The following is a 24,517-nucleotide window of genomic DNA, read 5'->3' as shown; positions in this document are numbered from 1 at the left end:
GACATTCATCTAAAGTTGTGAACAAATTTCAGTAGATAAATCAGGGCTTTACGGAGCCCTGATTGCATTTTTGTGTTCAAATAACTCTTGTAAAAGAGGATATTTGTTGCAACTCATGTTTCCGTTGATAAACCCAAGCTCATGTTTGAAGTTAATCCCACTAATTTGTGTGGCAGCTCTCTCTGCGTGCGCGGTTGGGCCAGACTTTAAGCAACCGGAAGCGCCTAAGACTTCTTCTTATACTGAAACTACTTTATCTAAGACACTGACCCCTGCGCCTGGAGTGCCTGGCGGTAGTGAACAAGAGTTTGTAGAGGGCGCTGATATTGAAGCGCAATGGTGGGAGCTCTATAAGTCTGCAGAGCTTGATGCCTTAATTAAGAGAGCGCTCCAACAAAATCCAAACTTAGGTGCTGCTGATGCTGCATTACGAGCCGCTCAAGAAAATGTCAACGCACAAATTGGCGGTCAATACTTTCCAGCTGTTGGTCTTGGCGGTACAGCAACCCGTCAACTTCAACCATCTGCTATCTACGGACTTCCATATGGTTCAGATACCTACAACCTGTATAACACTTCAGTTAATGTGACTTATAAGTTGGATGTCTTTGGTGGGGCACGACGCGCGGTTGAGGGTGCTCGTGCACAAGCTGAAGTTGCGCAGTTTCAATTGGAAGGTGCCTATCTTTCTTTAACTGCTAATGTGGTAACAGGCGCAGTACGAGAAGCAGCCCTGCGTGCGCAAATGCAAGCTACAGAAGAAATTCTGAAGGCCCAAACCAATCTTGCCGAAGTAACGGAGAAGCAATTAGTGATTGGCACGGTTTCAAAAGTAGACGTCACATCTCAACGCACATTAGTTTCAAGCTCTCAAGTTGATCTGTTCAACTATGAAAGAAATCTAGCATTTGCACGTAATCAGTTGGCAGTATTGGTGGGCGAAATTCCAAGCAATGCAAATATTGCTAAATTTGATTTAGCAAACTTGCATTTGCCTGAGAAGTTACCGCTCTCAGTGCCATCCAGCCTGGTGCGCCAACGTCCTGACGTACGTGCTGCTGAGGCTCAACTCAAGGCCCAAAATGCCTTTGTGGGCGTTGCTACCGCTAATTTATTGCCGCAATTCAATATCACCGGATCCATTGGTTCTGCAGCCCTTACTTCCGCTGCATTATTTGGGCCGAACTCTGCTCTTTGGTCAATTGGTGGTGGCATATTGCAACCGCTTTTCCAAGGCGGCCAACTATTGGCACAACGTCGCGGCGCTATTGCGAACTACGAACAAGCTGCTTTCCAATATCAAGCAACCGTCTTAAATGCATTTCAGGAAGTGGCTAATGCATTACGTGCGTTAGAGACCGGCGCTCAAGCGTTGAAGGCAGCCTCAGATGCAGAGCGTTATGCCTATGAAACTTTAGATTTAGTACAGCAGCAATACAAGTTAGGCACAGCAAGTTATTTAGCAGTGCTCTATTACCAAAATCAGTATCAACAAGCCAAAGTGAAATCAGTTTCTGCACAAGCAACTCGTTTCTCAGATACGGCTGCTTTATTTGCAGCGCTCGGCGGCGGCTGGTGGAATCGTGAAGGCCCTGCTTTTAAACCAAAAGACATAGCGAACAAAGATCAAAATGAAACTTCTGGAACAAATTAAAAACAAGCTCGTTGCCTTGATTCTTGCCTTATGGGTATGGATGCAACGCAAAGCAATTGAATGGAAATTGCGTGAGAGAGTCATTGCTCTTTGGGAAAAAGCAAAAGCATTTTGGTCTCGCATGGGACAAAAATGGCGCAACACCAAAACTCATGAGAAGTTGATGGCTATGGAGCCGTTGAAACGTCGCATGATCATCATGCTCTGCGGCGTATTTCTGTTGCTAGGCTTGATATTTGCTTTTAATCAGTTAAAGACATTCATGATTAAGCATTTCATCGCGGGAATGGGTTTGCCTCCGGCAACCGTATCCACGATGGTGGTCGCAGCATCTGAGTGGCAGCCTAAATTAACTAGCGTTGGTAATGTGCGCGCATTTAGAGGTGTTGAGCTCAGTACCGAACTTGGCGGCTTGGTACAAACAGTGCCGATTAAGTCGGGGCAAGATGTTAAAGAAGGCGAGCTTCTTATTAAGCTAAATGATGCCTCTGATATTGCGCAATTAAATTCATTAAAAGCAATGGCAGATTTAGCGAAAGTAATCAACGAGCGTGATAGACAGCAGCTGGCAATTCAGGCAATTAGCAAAAACGTATTTGATACCAGTGCCGCAGATGCTAAATCAAAGCAAGCCCAGGTGGAGCAACAGACTGCTCTAGTAGCGAAGAAAAATCTCAAAGCGCCATTTAGCGGGCGTATCGGCATTGTGGCTATTAACCCAGGCCAGTATGTAAATCCGGGCGATAAGTTATTAACGCTACAAACCTTAGACCCTATTTTTGTGGATTTCAATTTGCCACAAAATAATGCTGAGCAAATTCAGGTTGGCCAAGAAGTTGTGGTGACAACCGATGCATTTAAGGATGCCAGCTTTACAGGCAAGATAACTGCCGTTAGCCCAAAGGTAGACACCAATACTCGAAATATTCAGGTAGAGGCTCAACTCGCTAATCCGGATAAGAAAATTCTGCCGGGAATGTTTGCTAACGTAAATATTAAGGTAGGTGATCAAGTTAAATACTTAACCTTGCCTCAAACAGCGGTTACTTACAACCCTTACGGCTCCACAGTCTTTATTGCTAAACCTACTGGCAAAAAAGACAAGCAAGGTAAGCCCGCTCTTGAGGCGCAACAAGTATTTGTCACAACCGGTTTAACACGCGGTGATCAAGTGGCTATCCTCAAAGGTATCGATGAGGGAGCAACCGTAGTTACTAGTGGGCAGCTGAAGCTAAAGAATGGCACACCACTGATTGTTAATAACAAAGTGCTGCCAGCAAACTCACCCGATCCAAAGCCTCAGGAATAAATAGCAGATGAATTGGACCGACATATTCATCCGTAGGCCAGTGCTCTCCATGGTAGTGAGCGCCCTGGTACTGATCTTTGGTTTAAAGGCAATTGGATCCTTACCAGTAAATCAGTATCCGCAAACGCAAAATGCGATTGTGACCATTACAACAGCCTACTATGGTGCAGATCCAGAAACCATTGCGGGTTTTATTACACAACCCCTAGAAGCTTCTATAGCTCAGGCGCAGGGCATTGATTACCTTTCTTCTGCCAGTGTGAGTGGTGTCTCAACCATTATTGCAACATTGAAGTTAAATTACGACTCAAACGCGGCATTAACTCAGATACAAACTCAAATTAGTGCAGTTAAGAATCAGCTGCCACCGCAAGCTCAGCAGCCGATTTTGACGGTACAAGTTGGTCAATCAACTGCCGCGATGTATATGGGTTTCTATAGCGATGAAATCCCCAACAACGCAATTACTGATTACTTATTGCGTGTAGTTAAGCCAAAGCTAGACTCTGTTGAAGGCGTGCAGAATGCAGAAATTACGGGCGGTCGTAAGTTCGCTTTACGCGCTTGGCTTGATCGTGAAAAGATGGCCGGTTTGGGCGTTGGTGCAGATGATGTCTATAGCGCTTTATCGGCAAATAATTATCTTTCAGCCGTGGGAAGCACCAAGGGCGATATGGTGTCGGTCGATTTGGTTGCTGGAACCGATTTACATACGTTAGAAGAGTTTCGTAAGTTAGTTGTAAAAAAAGATGGGGTAAATATTGTTTACCTTGATCAGGTAGCTAACGTCACATTAGGTTCCGAGGACTACAACACGAACGTTGCTTTCAGTGGCAAAAGCTCGGTATTTATCGCGATAAAGGTTGCACCACAAGCTAATTTATTAGACGTAGCGCAGCGTGTACGGGATGTGGTGCCTGATATTCAAAAGCAATTGCCAATCGGGATGACTGGCAAGATTGTGTATGACTCCACCAAATTTATTACCAGCTCCATTGACGAAGTAGTTTCTACATTGTTAGAGGCTTTGGTCATTGTGACCGTAGTGATCTACCTCTTTTTGGGTAGCGCTCGTGCTGTTGCGGTTCCAGTCATTGCGATGCCTTTATCTCTCATTGGCACATTTTTCTTGATGCAGGTTTTAGGTTATTCCATTAACTTGCTCACCCTCTTGGCCTTAGTGCTAGCAATTGGCTTGGTGGTGGATGACGCCATCATCGTGGTTGAAAACGTTGACCGTCACATGAAGGAAGGAAAGTCGCCTTTAGAGGCTTCATTAATCGCTGCGCGTGAATTAGGCGGCCCTATTTTGGCGATGACAGTCGTGCTGATTGCGGTATATATCCCAATTGGTTTCCAAGGTGGCTTAACCGGAGCATTGTTTACTGAATTTGCGTTTACTTTGGCTAGTGCTGTAGCAGTTTCTGGGTTGATTGCGTTAACACTCTCACCAATGATGTGCTCGCGTATCTTTACCGAAGAACAAGAAGCCTCATCATTTGTCCAAAAAATTGATCGTATCTTTGATAAGGTGCATCACAGCTACCAAAGTACTTTGCGTGAATTATTAAGCACGTGGCAAGTCATTATTGTGATGGGCGTAATCTTGCTAGGTGGCGTTGGATATTTATATGCAACTGCACGCGCTGAATTAGCGCCAACGGAAGACCAGGGCATTGTATTGATGCAAGCATCAGGACCGCCTAATAGTACGGTTAATCAAATGCAGACTTACGCCGACCAAATCTATGCAATTGCAGCTGCAGAACCAGAATATGAACAAGCGTTTCAGATCACTAGTCCAACTTCTAGCTTTGGCGGTATTTTGCTCAAAGACTGGGGCGAGCGTAATCGCAATGCTACAAAGTTCCAGGAAGATATGCAGCAGAAGTGGAATACCATTGCAGGCGCCCGTGTTGCAGCCTTCCAATTCCCTGCGCTACCGGGCGCACAAGGCTTGCCAGTACAGGTGGTGATCAATACCACTGAATCTTATTCGGCCTTAAATGAAGTGTCACAGGCGGTGCTTGATAAAGCTCGTCGTAGTGGCAACTTCTTCTTCGTAGATTCTGATCTGAAGATTGATAAGCCTCAAGACGTTTTAGAAATCGATCGTGAAAAAGTGGCTGCTCTTGGAATGACTCAACAACAAGTAGGTGCGTCACTCTCCGCAGCTTTGGGCGGCGGCTTCGTGAATTATTTCTCAGTAGCAGGACGCTCTTATCGAGTAATTCCACAAGTGAAACAAGTTGATCGTTTAAATCCAGATCAAATCTTGGATTACTACATCCGCACTCCAAGTGGCGCCATGGTTCAGGCGCGTACTATTGCAACCATTAAGCAAAGAGTGGTGCCTCAGTCAATTAATCACTTTCAGCAATTGAATTCAGCCACGATCTCGGGTGTAAGTACGCCATTTATCTCACAGGCGGATTTATTAGAGTTCATGCGTCAGACCTTAAAAGAAGTTGCTCCTAATGGTTACAGCATGGACTACGCCGGCCCATCACGTCAGTTTATGGCAGAGTCTGGCGGCTTCTTAGTCACCATGTTTTTTGCGATCTTGATTGTGTTCTTAGTGCTTGCAGCTCAGTTTGAGAGCTTCCGTGATCCGATTGTGATCTTAGTTTCTGTGCCATTGGCTTTATTCGGCGCCTTAATCTTTATTAACTTAGGATTTACGACTCTCAATGTGTACACCCAGGTTGGCCTTGTCACATTGATGGGATTAATTAGTAAGCACGGTATTTTGATCGTAGAGTTTGCTAATGAGTTGCAAGAAGCTGGACGCAGCAAACTAGATGCCATCGTAGAGGCCAGTAGTGTTCGTTTGCGCCCTATTTTGATGACAACTGCTGCGATGGTCTTAGGTGTATTACCTTTGGTTATTGCTTCTGGGGCTGGCGCTGCGGGCAGACAGTCTATGGGCATTGTGATCTTTACCGGACTATCTATTGGTACGCTATTTACGCTATTTGTAGTGCCAGCAATGTACCTATTTATTGGTGCTGATCACCACGCTAAAAAGTTTAAGCAACAGTAAAAATACAAATCAGAAAAACTACTTAACGATATTGAGTTCTTTCTCGGCAATATCGTTAAGGCAAGTTTCTTCTTCGAGGCGTTTTAGCCATACATCAATATTCTTGAGATCTGCACGCTCTCCAGTTTGCTGTGGGAAGGTTTTGTTTAGCAGAATCCAGCGGCTGACACAGAGGGCGAGAACGATATCGCCGATCTGAAATTGATTGCCTGAGCAGTAATTTTGTTTGGCTAGTGTTTGATCAAGCATGCCAAGTAGTCGATTAGTTTCTTGATAGCCCTTCAAGATCGCTTGGTGATTACGTTCAGCTTCTGGTGTTCTGGTTAGCCCCAAAAATGCAATACGTAGTGCTGGCCACATCGTGCCCAATTGCCAATCCATCCATTTCTCGGATTCATATTGGGTTTTGATATCTGCAGTTAAGCGTCCAGCTTTGTCATGTTGACGTACCAAGTAACGCATGATGGTATTGGACTCCCAGAGTACAACGTCGCCATCTTCGAGCGTTGGTACTAAGCCATTTGGATTGAGTTTTAAAAACTCCGGGGTGTTATTAACGCCAAAGTGCAGACCAGCATCAATACGCTCAAAATCTTTACCTTCCTTAAGGCCTAGCTCAGCAAGACACCACAACACTTTTTGAACGTTGATAGAACTTTTGCGACCCCATAAACGCATCATGGCATTTCCTTGCGAAGGTAGTTGGTGTTAACTAGATTTATTTTCTGTGAAATCGAGACCAACAAATTTACTGCGCGCAAAAATGAGAGGCTCTCGTTCTGGATGATTTTTTAAGTTAATGACTTTAGCTACGATGATGTTGTGATCACCGCCAATATGAACGCAAACAGTTTCACATTCGTAATACGCCACACAATGCTCAATTTGAGTAAGTCCGCTGGCTGCAAGCTTATGGTCAATGCCATTAAATTGATCTACTTTCACTGTAGCAAAATGCATGGCTAGATTTTCTTGCGAACGTTCTAGCACATGAATGAGATGCTTTTTCCCAAGCTCAACCCAGGGCATGAGGCGTGAATGTTTCTTAAGACTCCAGAGAATCAGTGGAGGCTCTAATGAGACTGTATTAAACGAGCTAATCGTGATGCCATGAGAATTATTTTCTTCATCCAGGCAGGTAATGACAGTGACCCCGGTTGCAAATGATGAAAAACCTTTGCGCAGCTCTTGTGAGGTAAATGGGGTCATTAGCTTTGCTTACTTAACTTCAGTTTTTGCAGAATCTGCAATAGTTGTGCCGGGAATAGGAATCAAGATTTCATTTTCTTCAGCTTTTACACACTTAAATCGATATTCTTTGCCCGCCTTAGATAAGAAGCTGGCACCCTCATAAAAATCATTTCTACAGGTCTTAGTGGCGAAATCCATAACATCCTGTGGCGCTGCGCTTGAACTAATGAGGCGCATGTTACCCATTGACATATTGATTTGGGTGGAAGAGCACCCGGATAGCAATAAGCCAGAAATCGTAGTTAATAGTAGAATTTTTTTCATGGAAACCTCCATAATCAGCAATGCTCGTTAGGATAAACCTATTAAGCAATTGCTGCGGGGAAATACCTCGCTCTAAAAGGATGAGACATGTTTAAAGCAATATTGGTAAATAAAGACGATCAAGGTTATCGCGCAGAATTGGCTCAGGTAGATGAGGCTAGTCTCCCAGAGGGTGATGTTCGCGTAAAGGTGCTGTACTCCACGCTCAACTATAAGGATGGCTTAGCCATCACCGGTAAGGGTCCAGTGGTACGAAGCTTTCCAATGGTGCCGGGCATCGATTTTGCAGGTGAGGTGATTGAGAGCACTAGTTCTGACTTCAGGCCTGGCGATATGGTGCTGCTCAACGGCTGGGGGGTGGGCGAAGGGCATTGGGGTGGTTTGGGGCAACAGGCCCGCGTCAAGGCCGAATGGTTGATTCCATTGCCAAAAGGATTTACCGCTAAACAAGCATTGGCTATTGGCACTGCAGGCTATACCGCGATGCTGTGTGTCATGGCGCTACAAAAGCATGGGCTCAAACCAAGCGATGGTGAGGTTTTGGTTACAGGTGCTGCAGGAGGTGTAGGCAGCTTTGCAATAACGCTCTTAAGCAAACTGGGCTTCACTGTTGTGGCTAGCACTGGGCGTATGGCAGAAGCAGACTATCTGAAAAAGTTGGGTGCAGCCGAGGTAATTGATCGTGCCGGTCTATCTGTTCCTGGCAAGCCATTGGCTAAAGAGCGTTGGGCTGCAGTAGTCGATAGCGTAGGCAGTCATACCTTGGCCAATGCTTGCGCACAGACCAAGAGTGATGGTGCGGTAGCGGCTTGTGGACTGGCGCAAGGAATGGATTTTCCATCTACTGTTGCACCATTTATTTTGCGTGGAGTTACTTTGTATGGCATTAATAGCGTAACTGTGCCACGTGCAAAACGGATCGCTGCTTATGAGCAACTCAGCAAGCTGGTTGATCTAAAAACTTTAGACGAAATCTCCCATGAAATTTCTCTAGAAGAGTCCATTAAATATGCGCAGGAATTAATGGCGGGGAATGTGCGTGGACGTCTAATTGTCGACGTCAACAAATAAAGAGAGTGCTGAAGATTATTTTTACTGTGGTGCTTGGGGTTTGCGAATAGATAATTGTGCCCAAACCTCAAGCTTCTCGGGATTGGACATATCAGACCAATCAGCAATCTCAGTAAGGGTACGATAGCAGCCACGACAGTAACCATTTTCAGGGTTAATGTCACACCAATTAATGCAAGGCGATGGAACTGTTGTCAAAGCAAACCTAGAGATAAAAGAAATTACGTTAAATCATGATTACTCAAAACAAAGCAAGTGCTGAAGCTGAGATCCATTATCCATTAGGAGAGGCTCTTCCGGAAGTGGGTAGCAGTATTGAGGTTGCACCAGGTGTTCGTTGGATTCGGATGCGCCTACCGTTTGCTTTGGACCATATCAATCTATGGTTGCTGCGTGATGAAATCGACGGTATTTCAGGTTGGACGATTGTGGATTGCGGTATTGCCAATGATGAGACAAAAGCTTCATGGGAGCAGGTCTTTGCTACTCAGCTTGAAGGCTTGCCAGTCTTGCGCGTCATAGTGACACATATGCACCCAGATCATGTGGGCTTATCGCAATGGCTATGTGAGAAATGGAATGTGCCTTTGTGGATCTCCATGACGGATTATTTAACTGCGCAATGGTTAAGCTGCAAAGAGGGTGGTGCTGCAGTGGGTGCACGCGCCGGCAGCGGAGGCTCTGCAGATCATTTTCAAAGACATGGCTTAACGGCACCAGAAGATTTAGAAAAAATTAGAGCACGATCCAATTACTACAGCAATATGGTTCCTGGAGTACCACGTCAATATCGTCGCATTATTGATGGTGAGAGTATTTCAATTGGCGGACATGCTTGGCAAGTCATGATGGGTTATGGACATGCGCCTGAACATGCTTCTCTATTTTGTAAAGAGCTAGGTGTACTGATCTCTGGAGATATGCTGTTACCTCGCATCTCTACGAACGTCAGTGTTTACGACGCTGATCCAGATGCAGACCCCCTGGGCCTATATTTAGACTCTATTGAAAAATATTTAACATTGCCAGAAGATACTTTGGTATTGCCTTCTCATGGAAAGCCATTTACAGGAATCAGACCGCGTATTGCGCAACTAAAAGCGCATCATGATGATCGCTTAGCTGATGCCTTAAGCGCATGTAAAAAACCGGCACATGCTCGAGAGATTGTGCCGGTCTTGTTTAAGCGTGAATTAGATATTCATCAACTTACTTTTGCGATGGGTGAGGCTATTGCTCATCTGAATTACCTACTTCGTCGAGGTAAGTTGCGTCGCCAGCTTTGCGACGACGGCGTGTTGCGGTTTTCCGCGGTTTAGCACTTGTCGTTTTAGTCTCGGATTCTTCCTTTGGTGCTGTAGCTGCTGCTCCTGCTGCAGAGACGGCATCGCCAAAGGATTTGAGGGCCATCATGGTGGCGTGCTGAACTTCTAAGCCTTGGATGGTTGACTTGAGGATGTTGAGGTTCAAATTGAGCCAGTTTTCAACGCTTTTAAGGTCTTTAATGCGTTTTTCTAGCTCATCTACATCTAAGCCTGGAAAGGCGGCCCCAAAGCCGCCAGCAGCCTTGGATGCGTCGGTTGTAAATGGAAACTGTCCAGCCTGAGCAGCTGCACCTTGTCCCCACATGGTCTTAAACATATCTAGGCTTTGATTAAATTCAGGAATGGTTCCAAACATAGGGGCTCCGGGGTAAATGAAAAGTCGCTTTTCCAATAGAATAAGGGATTCTAGAGATTAATCCCGGTTTAACAATGCAATCTAATGGTTTGTCCCAGCCTTATACCCGCGGTCAAAAGCTTCCCGAGCTTTTAAAGCAGCGCATTCTGATTTTGGATGGCGCTATGGGCACCATGATTCAGCAATATAAATTAACTGAAGCTGACTACCGTGGCTTGCCAGGCAACAGCCGCTTTGCCGATCATCCCGGCGACATTAAAGGCAATAACGAGTTACTCGTACTGACTCAACCTCAAATCATTAGCAAGATCCATGAGCAGTACTTGGATGCGGGTGCAGACATTATTGAAACCAATACTTTTGGTGCCACCTCAGTTGCGCAAGAAGATTACAAGATGGCCGGCTTAGCACGTGAGATGAACGAAGTCTCTGCCAGATTGGCTCGCGCAGCTTGTGAAAAGTACAGCACGCCAGATAAGCCACGTTTTGCTGCGGGCGCGATTGGGCCTACACCCAAGACAGCAAGCATTTCACCTGATGTGAATGATCCAGGCGCACGCAATGTGACCTTTGATGCTTTGCGTGCTTCGTACCGTGAACAGATTGAAGGATTGTTTGCTGGTGGCGTGGATTTATTTTTAGTCGAAACCATTTTCGATACGCTCAATGCTAAGGCTGCACTCTTTGCGCTTGATGAATTTTTTGAAGAAACTGGCGAGCGTTTACCAGTCATGATTTCCGGAACGGTAACTGATGCGTCTGGTCGTATTTTGTCAGGACAAACCGTTGAAGCATTTTGGAACAGCTTGCGTCATATTAAGCCACTGACGTTTGGTTTGAACTGTGCGCTCGGTGCTGCGCTGATGCGTCCTTACATTGCAGAGTTGGCTCGCATATGTGATGCTGCAGTATCTTGCTACCCCAATGCTGGCCTACCTAACCCAATGAGCGACACCGGCTTTGATGAGACACCTGAAATCACCTCAAGTCTGGTCGATGGTTTTGCAAAAGATGGCTTAGTCAATTTAGTTGGTGGCTGCTGCGGTACTACGCCTGATCATATTCGTGCGATTGCAAATGCGGTTGCGAAACGTAAGCCACGTGCTTTCTATAAAGAGAATGCAGAGGCGGCAGTATGAGCAAGATCGAGAAAAAAGTAATGCCAGCAATGAAACTCTCTGGTCTTGAACCTTTTAACGTTACTGTTGATGTTGGCTTTGTGAACATTGGTGAGCGCACTAACGTTACAGGTTCTAAAGCATTTGCGCGCATGATTTTGAATAATCAATTTGATGAGGCGCTTGCGGTAGCGCGTCAGCAGGTTGAGAACGGTGCACAAGTGATCGACATCAATATGGATGAGGCGATGCTTGACTCAGAAGCGGCCATGACTCGCTTCTTAAATTTAATTGCCTCTGAGCCTGATATTGCCCGCGTACCAATCATGATTGATTCCTCCAAGTGGAGCGTGATTGAGGCGGGCTTGAAATGCATTCAAGGCAAACCAATCGTCAATTCAATTTCTTTGAAAGAAGGCGAAGAGCCGTTTAGAAAGCAAGCACGTTTGATTCGTCGTTATGGTGCCGCTTCTGTGGTGATGGCTTTCGATGAAGTAGGTCAGGCCGATACATTTAAGCGCAAGACTGAAATTTGTCAGCGCTGCTATGAGATCTTGGTCAATGAAATCGGTTTTCCTGCTGAAGACATCATTTTTGACCCCAATATTTTTGCAATTGCTACTGGTATTGAAGAGCATGACAACTATGCAGTGGACTTTATTAATGCCACGCGTTGGATTAAAGAAAATTTACCTGGCGCCAAGGTAAGCGGCGGTGTTTCTAATGTGAGCTTCTCCTTCCGCGGCAATGATCGTGTGCGTGAAGCGATTCATACCGTGTTTCTGTATCACGCCATTCAGGCTGGCATGGATATGGGTATCGTTAATGCCGGTCAGTTGGGTGTTTATGCTGACCTAGACCCTGAATTACGCGAGCGCGTAGAGGACGTTGTTCTTAATCGCTTTAAAGAAAAAGACGGCAAAACTCCAACAGAACGTCTGTTAGATATTGCCGATCAATTTAAAGGTGGTGGCGCTAAGCAAGTTGAAAATTTGGTGTGGCGAGAAGGCCCAGTTCGTGAGCGCCTAACGCATGCTCTGGTGCATGGCATCACCACTTTTATTGAAGAAGATACAGAAGAACTGCGCGCTGAAATTATGGGTGCAGGCGGCAGACCAATTGAAGTCATTGAAGGTCCGCTCATGGATGGTATGAACGTAGTTGGTGACTTATTTGGTGCAGGCAAGATGTTCTTGCCACAAGTGGTTAAGAGTGCCCGCGTCATGAAGCAGGCCGTTGCGATCTTGATTCCATATATTGAAGAAGAAAAGCGTCAACATATTGCCGCAGGTGGTGAAGCTAAGGCAAAAGGCAAGATTGTGATGGCTACCGTGAAGGGCGACGTACACGATATTGGTAAAAATATTGTGACCGTTGTTCTGCAATGTAATAACTTTGAAGTTGCCAATATGGGTGTGATGGTTCCTTGTGCAGAAATTTTGAAGCGCGCTAAGGAAGAGAATGCGGATATCGTTGGTTTATCTGGTTTGATCACGCCATCGCTCGAAGAGATGACTTACGTCGCTCAGGAGATGCAGCGTGATGACTATTTCCGTGAGCGCCAAATCCCACTCATGATTGGTGGGGCTACTACTTCTCGCGTACATACTGCGGTGAAAATTGCTCCACACTATGATGGCCCAGTGGTCTATGTGCCTGATGCATCTCGTTCAGTATCGGTTGCTTCAAGTCTGCTATCCGATGAAAGCGCTAAGAAATTTATTCAAGATTTGCGTGATGACTATGTCCGTATTCGCGAGCAACATGCCAATAAGAAAGCTGCGCCAACAATTTCCTTGGCTGCAGCTCGCAAGAATCGCGAAATGTTGGACTGGGCCTCTTATGTTCCTGAAAAACCAAAGTTTATTGGCCGCCGTGTATTTAAAAACTTTGCATTGAGCGATATTGCTAAATATATCGATTGGACGCCATTCTTTCAAACATGGGATCTGGCGGGCAAGTTTCCAGCGATTCTGGATGACGAGGTTGTGGGGGTTGAGGCGCGCAAGGTATATGCCGATGCCCAAGCCTTGCTTGATAAGTTGATTAAAGGTCAATGGCTTCAAGCCGATGCCGTAGTCGCTTTCTATCCTGCCAATACGATTGGTGACGATATTGTTTTGTATAGCGATGAATCACGCCAACATCCTTTATTTGTGTGGCATAACTTGCGCCAACAATCTGAGCGTCCGGTGGTAGAGGGTGTACGCAGACCGAATCGTTGTTTAGCAGACTACGTTGCCCCAAAGGACTCTGGCGTTGCTGACTATCTTGGTTGCTTTGCTGTGACAACTGGTCATGGCGTTGAAAAGAAAGTTGCTGAGTTTCAGGCAAAGCATGATGACTACAGCGCAATTATGTTGAAAGCTTTAGCAGATCGATTGGCAGAAGCTTTTGCTGAGTTGATGCATCATCGTGTCCGTACCGATTTATGGGGCTATGCAACCGATGAGCTTTTGACAAATGATCAAATGATCAATGAAGAGTATCGCGGCATCCGCCCAGCCCCTGGCTATCCAGCCTGTCCTGCGCATGAAGTTAAACAAGATTTACTGCGAGTCATCGGCTCTGAAGATATTGGCATGACTCTGACCGAGTCTATGGCAATGAACCCTGCTTCTAGCGTGAGTGGGTTCTATCTTGCTCATCCGGATGCACGCTACTTTAATGTGGGCAAGTTGTCTGATGATCAGGTTGAGGATTTGGCAAAACGCCGCGGCCAGAGCGTTGAAGATACCCGGCGCCAGCTGGCAAGCTTACTCGATTAAACGCCCCACATAACGGGTTCGTCTTTGGCTCTAGCCTGCTTCATGAGCTCTAGAAATGGGTAGGCGCGTTGCCCAAGGCGATCAGCCAGCTTAGGTTTCTCTGCGCCATGCTCAGAATCCTCATTCACTTTGGCTCGTTCTTCAAGATCTTTGAGTATGGCAGTTTCTAGCGCGGTGATCAGTTCTGGAAGTTGTTCAACCGTTAGGATCCCACGAGACTCCAAGGGGCGTTCCAAGATATCAAAAATTCGTTTGGTCAGATCCGCCAGCATGATGACGTCTGGACCAGCCTTTGAGCGAAATTGATAGATCATTTCGATAGCTTACCACCTGATAAACTCACTTATCTATGTTGTCTACTAATAAAAATCGCTTAATTGAAATGCTGAGTGCTGCCCTGGCAGGCTTGGCTCACGAGCGCGGCCTAGAGGCTGCCCCAGCGCCTCGTTTGGAGCGCCCCAAAGCTGTTGATCATGGTGATGTTGCCTGTAATATCGCTCTCCAGCTTTCGAAAGCCTGGAAACTCAATCCACGTGAGCTTGCGCAAACTTTGGTTGAGCGCCTCCAGCAGCAGGCGGGCTTTAATCAGCTCATTTCCTCTTGCGAGATCGCTGGTCCTGGATTTATCAATTTCCGTTTAAGTAATGCCGCTAAAACTGCCGTAGTGCAGGAGATACTTTCCTCGGGCGCGCATTTTGGTGAATCCCCATTAAGCAGTGGATCGGCCTCAAGCGCCATGATTGAGTTTGTCTCAGCCAATCCAACGGGCCCCCTGCATGTGGGTCATGGCAGGCAGGCTGCACTAGGTGATGCCCTTGCCAATTTATTGGCGACCCAAGGTATCAAAGTACACCGCGAGTTTTATTACAACGACGCTGGCGTACAAATTGCAAATTTAGCGATATCAGTCCAGGCTCGCCTGAAGGGCTTAAAACCTGGCGACGCGAACTGGCCTGAACAAGCCTATAACGGCGAATACATTGCAGAGATTGCCGCAGCATTTAAAGCCTCACCCGAATTTAAAGATGATATTGAGGCAATTCGTCAATTTGCGGTTGCATATCTTCGCAATGAACAAGATATTGATTTAAAAACCTTCGGTGTCAAATTCGATTGCTATTACCTCGAATCCTCTTTGTATACCGACGGTAGTGTGGCTCAAATCGTTGGCGATTTACAAAGCATAGGTAAGACCTATGAATCTGAAGGCGCATTGTGGTTAAAGACTACGGATGATGGCGATGATAAAGATCGTGTGATGCGTAAGTCCGACGGTAGCTTTACTTATTTTGTGCCGGACGTTGCATATCACACAAGCAAGTGGAATCGTGGCTTTCAGAAGGTGATTAACGTGCAAGGTAGCGATCATCATGGAACAATTGCCCGTGTTCGCTCAGGCTTGCAGGGTGTAGCGCAGAAACGTGGCTGGGATATCCCTAAAACTTATCCCGATTACGTATTGCATAAGATGGTCACGGTGATGCGTCACGGTGAAGAGGTCAAAATTTCTAAGCGTGCCGGTTCATATGTCACCGTCCGAGATTTAGTGGAATGGTCTGGTGGTGTTACTTCAGAGATGACTCCTGAAGAGCGGGAATTAGCATTGCAGCGTGGTCGTGATGCTGTGCGCTTTTTCTTGATCTCGCGTAAAGCAGATACGGAATTTGTTTTTGATATTGATTTAGCCTTGCAGCAGAATGACGAGAACCCTGTTTTCTATGTGCAGTACGCACATGCGCGAATCAGCTCAATCTTGCAGCAATGGGGTGGAAAAACGGTAGACCTGGCTGGAGCGGATTTATCCCTCCTGCAAAGTAAGGCGTCTGATCATTTGCTGCGTCGTTTAGCGGAATATCCAGAAATGCTGACAGCAGCTGCAGAAGAGTTGGCCCCTCATGCTTTGGCTTTTTACCTGCGGGATTTAGCGGGCGATTTCCATACCTTCTACAACGCCGATCGGGTATTGGTTGACGACCAAAATTTAAAGTTAGCGCGTCTTGCATTGCTCTCGGCAACACGTCAAGTATTGCAAAATGGCCTAAAAGTACTCGGGGTATCCGCGCCAGCAAAGATGTAATGGCGAGGTACGGGGTGTAGATGTAAGATGAGGAAATGATGAAAACACCGAATCAGAAAACTGGCTTTGTACAGCACCGCGTGGATAGTAAAAATACCCAATATGGTGGCACTATTCTTGGCTTTATCTTGGGTTTAGGTGTTGGTCTCGGAATCGCGTTCGTTATCGCTTTTTATCTTTCCAAGAATACCCCCCAAGAAAGACCTGGTATGCGCGCTCCCAGTCTTCCATTAACAATCAAACCTTCTGCCGCACCCGCTGAAGGTGAAACAGCCGCCCCTGCGGAACCAGTGGATTTAAATAAGCCGCTTCAAGGTAAATCACCTGCGCCTGCATCAGCCGATCCAATTGGTGACTTGGTTGGTGGCAAAAAGTCTACTGACGCACCTTCTACTGCAACTAAATCCGAAGCTATTTATTTCTTGCAAGTCGGCGCCTTTAATAAGCGCGCAGATGCAGATGCGCAAAAAGCCACTTTAGCTATTCAAGGTATACAAGCGCAGTTAAGTGAGGTCACGGCTGATGGCAATACTTTATGGCGTGTTCGCGTGGGTCCATATAACAGTGTTGAAGAGAGTAATCCAGTTCGAGATAAATTGAGCGGCATCGGCATCAAACCAACATTAATTAAATCCAGTAAATCATGATTTCATTGAGCAAAAGAGTAATTACATTATTTGTATTTCTTGCTTTAAGTGGCATTGCTAGCGCTCAAAGTCAAAAAATTGAAGAGGGTTTTGATTACCGTATATTGCCGATTGCGCAGCCGGTAGAGACTAAAGGGAAGGTTGAAGTTATTGAGTTCTTTTGGTACGGTTGCCCGCATTGCTATGACTTTGAGCCTGAGCTTAGCAGCTGGGTTAAGCGCCAGCCTAAAGACGTCGCTTTCAAGAGGGTTCCTGTAGCTTTTCGTGATGATTTCATGCCGCATAGCCAATTGTTTTATGCCCTTGAAGCAATGGGCAAAGGTGACGCTCTCAATGAAAAAGTCATGTATGCCATGCATAAAGAAAATAAGCGTCTTTTAACGGAGTCGGAGATTGCTGATTGGGTTGCTTCACAAGGAATAGATCGCAATACTTTCTTGGCGACTTATCGTTCTTTTGCTGTCATTTCAAAAGCTCGTGCGGCAAAACAAATGGCTGAAGCTTATCGAATTGATGGTGTGCCTACTATTGTGATGCAGGGCAAATATGTGACATCACCCTCTATTGCTGGCACTAAAGCTAAGGCAATTGCAGTAATGGATTTTCTAGAGGACAAAATCCGCAAGGATAAGTACAAGCAATAGCTTTAAAGTATTGCTCTGGCGCCGCTTAAATTTTGACGAAGCGGCGCACAATCCAAAAGTAGATGGGATAAGGCAAGATTCTGAGAAACTTTAAAAATCTCGAGAATCGCTTAGGGAAATGAATATCAAATTCCCCCCTCTGAATACCTGCCAAAATTTCTTGGGCCGCTTCTTCAGCGCTAATGAGTGCAGGCATTTCAAAGTCATTCTGGGCTGTTGCCTCAGTGGCAACGAATCCTGGCGAGATCATATGGACACTGACTCCTGTTGGCAGTAGGTCGTAATATAAATTCTCACAAAAATTGATGATGGCTGCTTTACTAGGGCCATAGGCCAAGGCTTTTGGAAGGCCGCTATAGCCTGCCACACTGCCAACGATGGCGATGTGTCCAGAATGGGCTTTAAGCATTTCGGGGGTTACTAATGCAACCGCCCTCATAGGTCCCAAAAGATTAGCATCAATTGTTTTCTCGGCTATTTGAATATCAAAGTTATCGGCTCTGAGAGGTGTGTATACGCCAGAAACAAAAAGCAAAAGATCAATGCCGCCCCATGCATTGAGTATGGTCTTATATCCCTCTTTTAACTGTTCGTTACTAGTAACATCCAGTGGAATAACGAGAGTTTGATTTGTATCGCTATTAAGGGCAATTTGATTGAGGCGCTCAACCCTACGGCTAGAAAGCGCTACCTTGGCGCCTTGGGCCAGCAAGGCTTTCACGCAAGCTTCCCCAATACCACTCGAGGCCCCAATGACCCAAACTCTTTTTCCTACAAATTGTTCAATGCCTGATTGCTTCATACGCTCAGCGCATCCGAAGATGCTGTCGATGGTTGGTGGCTGAGTGTGAATTGCACTACATCAATGTTGTGCTCAGTAAAGCCGGCTGCACAATACATTAAGTAGAAGTTCCAGAGGCGAATAAATGCTTCGTCAAATCCTAGTTGGCGTACTTCTTGAAGTTTGTGATTAAAACCATCTCTCCAGAGACACAGTGTTTTTGCGTAGTCCGCACCAAAGGCAAACTCTTGTTCGATTTTCAGCCCAGCCTTAGCAGCGCTAGCCTTAAAGCTTGCCCGCGATGGCAGCATACCGCCAGGAAAAACGTATTGCTGAATAAAGTCAGTATTACGTCGATAGCGCTCAAATAGATCTTCGGCAATAACAATGGTTTGAATGCAGGCCTTGCCACCAGCTTTTAAACATTTGGCAACCGTTTCAAAATACTCTGGCCAATGTTTTTCACCAACCGCCTCAAACATTTCAACTGAGGCAATACCGTCAAATTTTTCTTGGCAATCGCGATAGTCTTGTAGTCGCACTTCAAATGAAGGTGGATTTGTCATTTGGGCCTGTACTGCTAAAAGGCGGCTTTCAGCAAAAGCTTTTTGTTCTGTAGATAAAGTGAGACCGGTAATTACTCTATTGGTGCGCAGTGATTCTTCCATTACCCCACCCCAACCGCAACCAATTTCTAAAACATGATCCCCTGGTTTTGTCTGAAGGGATTCCAGAATGCGTCTAATTTTTGCACGTTGAGCATCGGCCAATTCTTGCTTATCTCCCTCTGAGAACCAGGCGCTGGAGTAGCTCATAGTGGGGTCGAGCCACAGGGTGTAGAAAGCATTTCCTAGGTCGTAGTGAGCATGAATATTTTTACGGCTACCGGTTTTGCTGTTATCTCTTAACCAGTGTTTCAGGCGATAAAAGATTGATCCATACCAGTTGCCATAGATGGCTTTTTCTAAAATAGTTCGGTTACGAATAGCCAGCTCAAGTAGAGCTTTGAGATCTGGGGTATTCCATTTACCCTGTATATAGCTCTCAGCAAAACCGATATCTCCATGAGACATGATTTCTTTAAAAACAGACCACTCTAGTATTTGGATTTCGGCATGCAACTGATCGCCATGATTTCCAAACTCTCGCTTCTCTCCATCTGGAAGCGTCAACTTCAAGTAGCCACTACTAAGTTGAGTTAAGAGCGTTAAAAGTGTCTTAGCGCTGAGTTGATGCTTATGTGAAGAGTACGCTCGCTCTTGAGGGCGAGAAAAGTTGAGTCTCGAGAGAAGTGATTGTCCAGGGCGATTCATCTGCTGACTTCTAGTTCTGGTGGTTTAGGCTTTGAGTGAAAGGGTACACCTTTTATCCATAATTTCAATGCCTGCCAGTGAATTCGGAAAATCACACCTAAACTCATGAGGGGGTAGCGAAGCAATGCCAGATAGACATTAGCGCGGCTTAGTGGGCGGCTGGCGCCACTAATACTGGTATTGATGAGGGGTAGACCGTCCTCATGCAGCTCAATACGATAGACACTGTTTTTGCCGCTACTGCTATCTTGCGGGAATAAAAAGCGAAAATGATATTCACCTCGTACCTCGCAAAATGGCGATACATGAAATACTTTCTTGCTGGTGAGTGTTTCGCCGGAGTGCAGTACTTCACCTGAATCTTTATATAGTAGATAGCAGTGACGTTCACCAAAAGTATTATTTACCTCGGCTAACACTGCCTGTACTTTGCCATCCCCCCGAGTGCAGATCCAGAAACTCACCGGATTAAAAACGTAGCCCAATACCCTTGGAAAAGTTTGTAACCAGATTTCTCCATCAACATGAGGTATTTGGTTATCAGCAAGAATCTTCTCGATCCAGGCAAGACTATTAGGTTCGCCTAGGCCGTGGTCTTTGTCAAAAAAGGCACAAATTCCCCAGCGGTTATCGCTTAAGCCGTGATCATTTAGTAAGTTCGGGTTTGCTTGGCGGGCGCGCATCGGAACGGAGATGGTAAATACCCCATACCCAAAAGCATTTTTAGCCGGCCGCATGCGCTGGTGTTTGACTACTCCAAAGTTAATCTTTGCTTGCGCCATTAACTATCTTGTTTTGCTTTGATGGGCTGACGAACGCTTTCAATTAAGGCTTCTGCAACTAGTTCGCCGGAACGTAGGCCATCTTCATGAAACCCAAAGCCAGTCCAAGCGCCGCAATACCAAATGGATGATAGGCCTTGAATCAAAGGCAGCTCTTTCTGCGCCTGTATTGCGCTCATGTCAAAGACGGGGTGCGAATAGTGAATCTCCTGATGCACTAGCTTTGGATCTGGCTCTTCAGAGGGATTTAAGCTCACAATAATTTGTGTATTTTTCAGTTGATCTGGAAGTGGTTGCAAGCGATTAATCAAATAGTTAACGCTGACATGCTGTTTTGCATTTGGCTTGTCCCCAGACTTAGCAGTGTAATTCCAGGCAGCCCAACAACGCTTAACCTCGGGCAAGAAGCGAGTGTCAGTGTGAAGAATGGCCCGATTTTTTTGATAAGGAATAGCCGCCAAAATATTTCTGGCCTGTTGATCAATGCCGTGAACTAAATCTAGCGTTTGATCGCTGTGGCAAGCCATGATGACTTCATCAAAATAGTTTGACCCAGCTTGACTAACAACCTCTGCTTGACCGCCATCATGACTAGTATTTACTCGCAGAACGCAATCACGTTTAATGACTGCCCCATGCTTTTCTATCGCAGCAATAATGCGTTTTACATACTCGCGCGATCCGCCTTTGATGGTTAACCATTGAGGGCGATTTTGAATCTGTAAAAGACCATGGTTATGGCAGAAGCGCACCATAGTTTGAATTGGAAATTCAAGCATTTGCTCAACTGAGCATGACCAAATTGCGCCGATCATCGGCAGAAAATAATTTTCTTTAAAGCTTTGACTAAAGCGATGGCGTATTAAAAAATCAGCAATTTTTTCATCTGGTTCTTTGTATTGATGACCGGCATCGATTTGCTCATGAGCTAGCTGGGTTGCTAGACGATTAAAGCGCAATATGTCATAAGCCATATGCCAAAAAGAGGGGGACAGAAGGTTGGAGCGCTGACCAAAAAATGAGTTAATGTCATTGCCTGCCCACTCAATCTTTTTGCTGGAGCCTGACTTTGAAGAGGCGTCAATCGAAACAGAGAAGGACATTTCTGAGGGCGCTACAGGCGCTTGTATTTCCTCAAATAGTCGCACAAGACGGGGATAAGTTTTTCGATTGAAAACTAAAAATCCAGTATCGACACCATGTGTGATTTCTTGGCCATTAACATTGCAAGTGAAATCTACTGTGTTGCTATGGCCGCCAATGTGGCCACCAGCTTCGTATAAGGTAATTTCAAATTCGGGGTGTTGTCTTAAGGCGTATGCACAACCCAATCCAGAGATGCCTGCGCCAATAATGGCAATCCGTTTTTGACTCACTGGACCTTCTCTCCTAAAAGCTTTTCAATTTGATTGGTAATGCTACTGCTGGTAGGTTTAGTCATACTTCCATAGGAATCAACCACATTGCCATTTCGATCAATTAGGTACTTATAAAAGTTCCATTTGGGTGTTGTACCAGTTTTTGTAATTAACATCTTAAACAGCGGGTTTGGGTTACTGCCTGAGACCGAACTTTTAGAAAACATTGGGAATTTTACGTCGTAAGTGTTTTTGCAGAAGTCAGCAATGTCTTTGTTGCTGCCAGGCTCTTGTTGTCCGAAGTCGTTAGATGGAAAGCCAAGCACTACAAATCCTTGGTCTTTATATTTGGCATAAATCTTCTCAAGACCCTCATATTGGCTCGTAAAGCCGCAGAAGCTGGCAGTATTTACGACCAGAATGACTTTGCCTTGGTATTGACATAGATTTTGTGGCGCCTCGTCCTGCAGGCGGGGGAAGGTATGAGAAAGTAGTGGGCTACAGCTGTTTGCTGCATTGGCCACCTGAACTCCGGGCAGGAGAAATAAGAAGGGAAGGAGACAATTCATTAAATTGCGGTGCATATTGCGCCTTTAGATTTCGCTTGATAGAGGCCAAGTCTAAGACATTCTCAGCAATATCGCTGGCATTGCAAAATTGCCATTAATATTGAGCCATGAGTAAGTTGCCACCACCCTCTTTCGAAGCCAAAGTATGTCCGCCGGATGAACTTGCGGCTCGCTTAGCAAAGCTTCCTAGGCCATTAGTCTTTACAAATGGCGTCTTCGATATCTTGCACCGCGGACATGCTAGTTATTTAGCTCAAGCACGTGCTTTAGGGGCTAGTTTGATAGTGGGCGTGAATTCAGATGCCTCTGTAAAGATGCTGGGCAAAGGCGATGACAGACCCATTAACACTGAGGCTGATCGCCAGGCCTTATTGGCTGCATTGGAGAGCGTAGACATGGCAGTGTTGTTTACCGAACAAACCCCAGTCAACTTAATTGAAAAAATTCGCCCCGATATTTATGTCAAGGGTGGAGATTATGAAATCGATACTTTAGCGGAGACCCATCTTGTAAAAAGTTGGGGCGGGAAAGCGGTTGCTATACCGTTTTTATATGAACGCTCTACTACCAGCCTTTTAGGCAAAATCCGTTCTTAAAGATTTTGGAGTAGCCACGCCCAAATGCCGCGAAGTACTAAGCCCTCAGTTTGTTCAATCGGCCAACTCTGCAAGTCAGATTTTTTTATTTGAGTAAGAAGAACTTTTGCATTGCCACCATCAAGCCAAATTCTTTCAACTGGATGATTTAATTTTTTTGCCTGTAATAACGCGTAGTGAATGGCACCAATTTGCGCTGCATCACATCCACCAATAATGGCTTCATTCGTAGTGATTCCAAATTCTTGCTGAGATTCTTCACGAATTGCTAAAGGGAGTTGCGCGGTTTTGCTCTGCAGGCTTTCTTGCATTAGCCCAAGACCGGGCAGAATCCACCCGCCGTAGTGCACGCCATTAGATCCGAGTAAGTCAATCGTAGTAGCGGTACCGGCATTCACAACTAGAGTGTTATTGGTGGATAGGGCGCGGGCGCCAATGAGTGCGGCCCAACGATCAGCACCGAGCTTGCTGGCATCTTGATAAAGGCTACGCATTCCCGAGAATGTGCTGTCACCTTTTAGTTGCTTCCAGTTCAAATCACTCCATTGTGGAAAAAGAGATTTGAGATTGGAGATAGCCTCTTCGCCGGCAACACAGCTAAAACCAATGACATCCGGTTTTGGAAGTGTTTTAGCAATGTAGTCTGCTAATTCATTGCGATGTTCTGCTGACTGCAAAGACTTGCTGCTAATAGAACCAGAGTAAGCCCATAATTTTTTTTGTTGGGCGCTCGGATTCTGATTGGATTCCACAGCCGCCCATTTGAGGCGTGTATTACCAACATCAAAGAATAAATAAAGGCTCATGATTGAATCCGCAATGAAACATCACCTGCATGAATGGCGATCGTTTTGTTTTCTTGTTGCAATAGTAATGCTCCAGATTCATCAACACCTTTTGTGATGCCGTATATGGCATCTTTACCGGCGCCTGAAATGCAAACAGCTTGATCTCGATAGGCATCCCATTTCATCCAGGACTCCATGCAAGGCTTAAATCCATGTTGATCAAATTCTGCGAGATGATGCTCAAGAGAGTCAATTAATTTCAGCCAAAGGTATTCGACATCAGGTGGTGAGTTTGTAATCTGCTGAATTGAGCTCGCTTTCAATCCATTGCCTAGATTTGCTTCAATTGCTTCCGCATTGCGTAAGTTGATGCCAATGCCAATAATCATCCAAGTAGCATCCCCTGCTTTTGCTTGACCACCTTCAATCAGAATGCCAGCGAGTTTGCATCCATTGAGCAACAAATCGTTTGGCCACTTTAGGCGAAGACCTAATTCGTGAAGTTTTGATTCATTGAGGTCGCAAGCTTGTGCAATGCCAGATATGACTGCTAGACCAACTAGCAGACTTAGTCCGCTTAATTCTGCGGGAGTTCTTTTAAAAGGAAAGGCTAAGGAGAAGCAAAGAGAATCTTCCGGATTGGCTAGCCGTGATCGACCGGCCCTTCCTTTGCCTGCTGTTTGTTTGTGGGCAATGCGTGCTACTGGGTCAATTAACTGACCCGCGCGCCAGCGCACCAAAAGATCGTCATTGGTTGATTTGGTTTCGGTAACACGCTCAAGGATGCAATTTGCAGTCATTCCG

Annotated in this window: 24 protein-coding genes; 11 read left to right on the top strand and 13 right to left on the bottom strand. The window is 45.6% G+C overall.

What is annotated here, in order from left to right:
* Window positions 1-169: 169 nt before the first annotated feature.
* The 3 genes from ICN23_RS03865 to ICN23_RS03855 all read left to right on the top strand — a co-directional run bounded on the left by ICN23_RS03865 (window position 170) and on the right by ICN23_RS03855 (window position 6,006).
* Window positions 170-1,654, top strand: coding sequence for an efflux transporter outer membrane subunit (locus ICN23_RS03865; protein ID WP_370624751.1), 1,485 nt, complete (start codon window positions 170-172; stop codon window positions 1,652-1,654).
* Between the two features lie 169 nt (window positions 1,655-1,823).
* The gene (locus ICN23_RS03860; protein WP_216231896.1) at window positions 1,824-2,963 is read left to right on the top strand and encodes an efflux RND transporter periplasmic adaptor subunit; all 1,140 of its coding nucleotides are present in this window, start codon (window positions 1,824-1,826) and stop codon (window positions 2,961-2,963) included.
* Window positions 2,964-2,970: 7 nt separating this feature from the next.
* Window positions 2,971-6,006 carry an efflux RND transporter permease subunit gene (locus ICN23_RS03855; protein ID WP_216230994.1) on the top strand — a complete coding sequence of 1,012 codons (3,036 nt, stop codon included), beginning with the start codon at window positions 2,971-2,973 and terminating at the stop codon, window positions 6,004-6,006.
* A gap of 18 nt (window positions 6,007-6,024) precedes the next feature.
* Here the strand turns inward: ICN23_RS03855 and ICN23_RS03850 are convergent, their stop codons facing one another.
* Genes ICN23_RS03850 through ICN23_RS03840 form a run of 3 tightly spaced genes read right to left on the bottom strand, consistent with a single transcriptional unit; the run spans window position 6,025 to window position 7,521 of the window.
* On the bottom strand, window positions 6,025-6,687 hold the full coding sequence (locus ICN23_RS03850; protein ID WP_216230993.1) for a glutathione S-transferase family protein: 663 nt from the start codon (window positions 6,685-6,687) through the stop codon (window positions 6,025-6,027).
* Between the two features lie 27 nt (window positions 6,688-6,714).
* On the bottom strand, window positions 6,715-7,215 hold the full coding sequence (locus ICN23_RS03845) for a flavin reductase family protein (protein WP_216230992.1): 501 nt from the start codon (window positions 7,213-7,215) through the stop codon (window positions 6,715-6,717).
* A gap of 9 nt (window positions 7,216-7,224) precedes the next feature.
* Window positions 7,225-7,521: a hypothetical protein gene (locus ICN23_RS03840; protein ID WP_216230991.1), complete on the bottom strand. Its 297-nt coding sequence runs from the start codon at window positions 7,519-7,521 to the stop codon at window positions 7,225-7,227.
* Window positions 7,522-7,608: 87 nt separating this feature from the next.
* Here ICN23_RS03840 and ICN23_RS03835 point away from each other — a divergent pair, with 87 nt between their 5' ends.
* Complete coding sequence (locus ICN23_RS03835; protein WP_216230990.1) at window positions 7,609-8,592, top strand: MDR family oxidoreductase; 984 nt, start codon at window positions 7,609-7,611, stop codon at window positions 8,590-8,592.
* A 21-nt stretch (window positions 8,593-8,613) separates the two neighbouring features.
* On the opposite strand, the gene ICN23_RS03830 is transcribed toward ICN23_RS03835, so the two are convergent.
* A complete protein-coding gene (locus ICN23_RS03830) occupies window positions 8,614-8,790 on the bottom strand; it encodes a DUF1289 domain-containing protein (protein WP_216230989.1) in 177 nt (58 codons plus the stop codon).
* Between the two features lie 35 nt (window positions 8,791-8,825).
* Here ICN23_RS03830 and ICN23_RS03825 point away from each other — a divergent pair, with 35 nt between their 5' ends.
* A complete protein-coding gene (locus ICN23_RS03825) occupies window positions 8,826-9,911 on the top strand; it encodes an MBL fold metallo-hydrolase (protein ID WP_216230988.1) in 1,086 nt (361 codons plus the stop codon).
* Here the strand turns inward: ICN23_RS03825 and ICN23_RS03820 are convergent.
* Window positions 9,823-10,272 carry a PhaM family polyhydroxyalkanoate granule multifunctional regulatory protein gene (locus ICN23_RS03820; RefSeq protein ID WP_216230987.1) on the bottom strand — a complete coding sequence of 150 codons (450 nt, stop codon included), beginning with the start codon at window positions 10,270-10,272 and terminating at the stop codon, window positions 9,823-9,825. The genes ICN23_RS03825 and ICN23_RS03820 overlap by 89 nt on opposite strands.
* A gap of 74 nt (window positions 10,273-10,346) precedes the next feature.
* On the opposite strand from ICN23_RS03820, the gene ICN23_RS03815 reads away from it, so the two are divergent.
* Together ICN23_RS03815 and metH are read left to right on the top strand one after the other, a co-directional pair.
* Complete coding sequence (locus tag ICN23_RS03815; RefSeq protein WP_216230986.1) at window positions 10,347-11,411, top strand: homocysteine S-methyltransferase family protein; 1,065 nt, start codon at window positions 10,347-10,349, stop codon at window positions 11,409-11,411.
* Window positions 11,408-14,158, top strand: coding sequence for a methionine synthase (metH, locus tag ICN23_RS03810; protein ID WP_216230985.1), 2,751 nt, complete (start codon window positions 11,408-11,410; stop codon window positions 14,156-14,158). The genes ICN23_RS03815 and metH overlap by 4 nt, the downstream gene beginning before the upstream one ends.
* On the opposite strand, the gene ICN23_RS03805 is transcribed toward metH, so the two are convergent.
* Entirely contained in the window at window positions 14,155-14,472 is a 318-nt protein-coding gene (locus ICN23_RS03805; RefSeq protein ID WP_216230984.1) for a DUF1840 domain-containing protein, read from the bottom strand. The two genes, metH and ICN23_RS03805, sit on opposite strands and share 4 nt — an antisense overlap.
* Before the next feature lie 35 nt (window positions 14,473-14,507).
* On the opposite strand from ICN23_RS03805, the gene argS reads away from it, so the two are divergent.
* Genes argS through ICN23_RS03790 form a run of 3 tightly spaced genes read left to right on the top strand, consistent with a single transcriptional unit; the run spans window position 14,508 to window position 17,526 of the window.
* Window positions 14,508-16,235 (top strand): arginine--tRNA ligase, encoded by a 1,728-nt coding sequence (argS, locus tag ICN23_RS03800; protein ID WP_216230983.1) that lies wholly within the window; start codon window positions 14,508-14,510, stop codon window positions 16,233-16,235.
* Window positions 16,236-16,270: 35 nt separating this feature from the next.
* Window positions 16,271-16,882, top strand: a complete 612-nt coding sequence (locus ICN23_RS03795) for an SPOR domain-containing protein (RefSeq protein WP_216230982.1) — start codon at window positions 16,271-16,273, stop codon at window positions 16,880-16,882.
* Complete coding sequence (locus tag ICN23_RS03790) at window positions 16,879-17,526, top strand: thiol:disulfide interchange protein DsbA/DsbL (protein WP_216230981.1); 648 nt, start codon at window positions 16,879-16,881, stop codon at window positions 17,524-17,526. The genes ICN23_RS03795 and ICN23_RS03790 overlap by 4 nt, the downstream gene beginning before the upstream one ends.
* A 25-nt stretch (window positions 17,527-17,551) precedes the next feature.
* On the opposite strand, the gene ICN23_RS03785 is transcribed toward ICN23_RS03790, so the two are convergent.
* The 5 genes from ICN23_RS03785 to ICN23_RS03765 are packed head-to-tail and all read right to left on the bottom strand — an operon-like array spanning window position 17,552 to window position 22,344.
* Window positions 17,552-18,328 (bottom strand): SDR family oxidoreductase, encoded by a 777-nt coding sequence (locus ICN23_RS03785; protein WP_216230980.1) that lies wholly within the window; start codon window positions 18,326-18,328, stop codon window positions 17,552-17,554.
* Window positions 18,325-19,620 (bottom strand): cyclopropane-fatty-acyl-phospholipid synthase family protein, encoded by a 1,296-nt coding sequence (locus tag ICN23_RS03780; protein ID WP_216230979.1) that lies wholly within the window; start codon window positions 19,618-19,620, stop codon window positions 18,325-18,327. Before ICN23_RS03780 ends, ICN23_RS03785 begins: the two co-directional genes overlap by 4 nt.
* Window positions 19,617-20,402, bottom strand: coding sequence for a DUF1365 domain-containing protein (locus ICN23_RS03775; protein WP_216230978.1), 786 nt, complete (start codon window positions 20,400-20,402; stop codon window positions 19,617-19,619). The genes ICN23_RS03780 and ICN23_RS03775 overlap by 4 nt, the downstream gene beginning before the upstream one ends.
* On the bottom strand, window positions 20,402-21,778 hold the full coding sequence (locus ICN23_RS03770) for an FAD-dependent oxidoreductase (RefSeq protein ID WP_216230977.1): 1,377 nt from the start codon (window positions 21,776-21,778) through the stop codon (window positions 20,402-20,404). Before ICN23_RS03770 ends, ICN23_RS03775 begins: the two co-directional genes overlap by 1 nt.
* The gene (locus ICN23_RS03765) at window positions 21,775-22,344 is read right to left on the bottom strand and encodes a glutathione peroxidase (protein ID WP_216230976.1); all 570 of its coding nucleotides are present in this window, start codon (window positions 22,342-22,344) and stop codon (window positions 21,775-21,777) included. Before ICN23_RS03765 ends, ICN23_RS03770 begins: the two co-directional genes overlap by 4 nt.
* A gap of 92 nt (window positions 22,345-22,436) precedes the next feature.
* Here ICN23_RS03765 and rfaE2 point away from each other — a divergent pair, with 92 nt between their 5' ends.
* Window positions 22,437-22,925 carry a D-glycero-beta-D-manno-heptose 1-phosphate adenylyltransferase gene (rfaE2, locus tag ICN23_RS03760; protein ID WP_216230975.1) on the top strand — a complete coding sequence of 163 codons (489 nt, stop codon included), beginning with the start codon at window positions 22,437-22,439 and terminating at the stop codon, window positions 22,923-22,925.
* Here rfaE2 and ICN23_RS03755 read toward each other — a convergent pair.
* Both ICN23_RS03755 and ICN23_RS03750 read right to left on the bottom strand, forming a co-directional pair.
* Window positions 22,922-23,731 carry a type III pantothenate kinase gene (locus ICN23_RS03755; RefSeq protein WP_216230974.1) on the bottom strand — a complete coding sequence of 270 codons (810 nt, stop codon included), beginning with the start codon at window positions 23,729-23,731 and terminating at the stop codon, window positions 22,922-22,924. The genes rfaE2 and ICN23_RS03755 overlap by 4 nt on opposite strands.
* Window positions 23,728-24,513: a biotin--[acetyl-CoA-carboxylase] ligase gene (locus ICN23_RS03750; RefSeq protein WP_216230973.1), complete on the bottom strand. Its 786-nt coding sequence runs from the start codon at window positions 24,511-24,513 to the stop codon at window positions 23,728-23,730. Before ICN23_RS03750 ends, ICN23_RS03755 begins: the two co-directional genes overlap by 4 nt.
* Between the last annotated feature and the right edge of the window lie 4 nt (window positions 24,514-24,517).

This window comes from Polynucleobacter sp. MWH-Jannik1A5, from assembly GCF_018881795.1.
In the GTDB taxonomy this organism is placed as follows: Bacteria; Pseudomonadota; Gammaproteobacteria; order Burkholderiales; family Burkholderiaceae; genus Polynucleobacter.
This window is presented reverse-complemented; position numbering and strand designations above follow the sequence as displayed.

Excerpts from the sequence above, each read along its gene's own strand:
- ICN23_RS03860 (WP_216231896.1), top strand. The coding sequence starts at position 1,824 with ATGGAGCCGTTGAAACGTCGCATGATCATCATGCTCTGCGGCGTATTT.
- ICN23_RS03855 (WP_216230994.1), top strand. The coding sequence starts at position 2,971 with ATGAATTGGACCGACATATTCATCCGTAGGCCAGTGCTCTCCATGGTA.
- ICN23_RS03850 (WP_216230993.1), bottom strand. The coding sequence starts at position 6,687 with ATGATGCGTTTATGGGGTCGCAAAAGTTCTATCAACGTTCAAAAAGTG.
- ICN23_RS03845 (WP_216230992.1), bottom strand. The coding sequence starts at position 7,215 with ATGACCCCATTTACCTCACAAGAGCTGCGCAAAGGTTTTTCATCATTT.
- ICN23_RS03840 (WP_216230991.1), bottom strand. The coding sequence starts at position 7,521 with ATGAAAAAAATTCTACTATTAACTACGATTTCTGGCTTATTGCTATCC.
- ICN23_RS03835 (WP_216230990.1), top strand. The coding sequence starts at position 7,609 with ATGTTTAAAGCAATATTGGTAAATAAAGACGATCAAGGTTATCGCGCA.
- ICN23_RS03825 (WP_216230988.1), top strand. The coding sequence starts at position 8,826 with ATGATTACTCAAAACAAAGCAAGTGCTGAAGCTGAGATCCATTATCCA.
- ICN23_RS03820 (WP_216230987.1), bottom strand. The coding sequence starts at position 10,272 with ATGTTTGGAACCATTCCTGAATTTAATCAAAGCCTAGATATGTTTAAG.
- ICN23_RS03815 (WP_216230986.1), top strand. The coding sequence starts at position 10,347 with ATGCAATCTAATGGTTTGTCCCAGCCTTATACCCGCGGTCAAAAGCTT.
- metH (WP_216230985.1), top strand. The coding sequence starts at position 11,408 with ATGAGCAAGATCGAGAAAAAAGTAATGCCAGCAATGAAACTCTCTGGT.
- ICN23_RS03805 (WP_216230984.1), bottom strand. The coding sequence starts at position 14,472 with ATGATCTATCAATTTCGCTCAAAGGCTGGTCCAGACGTCATCATGCTG.
- argS (WP_216230983.1), top strand. The coding sequence starts at position 14,508 with ATGTTGTCTACTAATAAAAATCGCTTAATTGAAATGCTGAGTGCTGCC.
- ICN23_RS03795 (WP_216230982.1), top strand. The coding sequence starts at position 16,271 with ATGATGAAAACACCGAATCAGAAAACTGGCTTTGTACAGCACCGCGTG.
- ICN23_RS03790 (WP_216230981.1), top strand. The coding sequence starts at position 16,879 with ATGATTTCATTGAGCAAAAGAGTAATTACATTATTTGTATTTCTTGCT.
- ICN23_RS03785 (WP_216230980.1), bottom strand. The coding sequence starts at position 18,328 with ATGAAGCAATCAGGCATTGAACAATTTGTAGGAAAAAGAGTTTGGGTC.
- ICN23_RS03780 (WP_216230979.1), bottom strand. The coding sequence starts at position 19,620 with ATGAATCGCCCTGGACAATCACTTCTCTCGAGACTCAACTTTTCTCGC.
- ICN23_RS03775 (WP_216230978.1), bottom strand. The coding sequence starts at position 20,402 with ATGGCGCAAGCAAAGATTAACTTTGGAGTAGTCAAACACCAGCGCATG.
- ICN23_RS03765 (WP_216230976.1), bottom strand. The coding sequence starts at position 22,344 with ATGCACCGCAATTTAATGAATTGTCTCCTTCCCTTCTTATTTCTCCTG.
- rfaE2 (WP_216230975.1), top strand. The coding sequence starts at position 22,437 with ATGAGTAAGTTGCCACCACCCTCTTTCGAAGCCAAAGTATGTCCGCCG.
- ICN23_RS03755 (WP_216230974.1), bottom strand. The coding sequence starts at position 23,731 with ATGAGCCTTTATTTATTCTTTGATGTTGGTAATACACGCCTCAAATGG.
- ICN23_RS03750 (WP_216230973.1), bottom strand. The coding sequence starts at position 24,513 with ATGACTGCAAATTGCATCCTTGAGCGTGTTACCGAAACCAAATCAACC.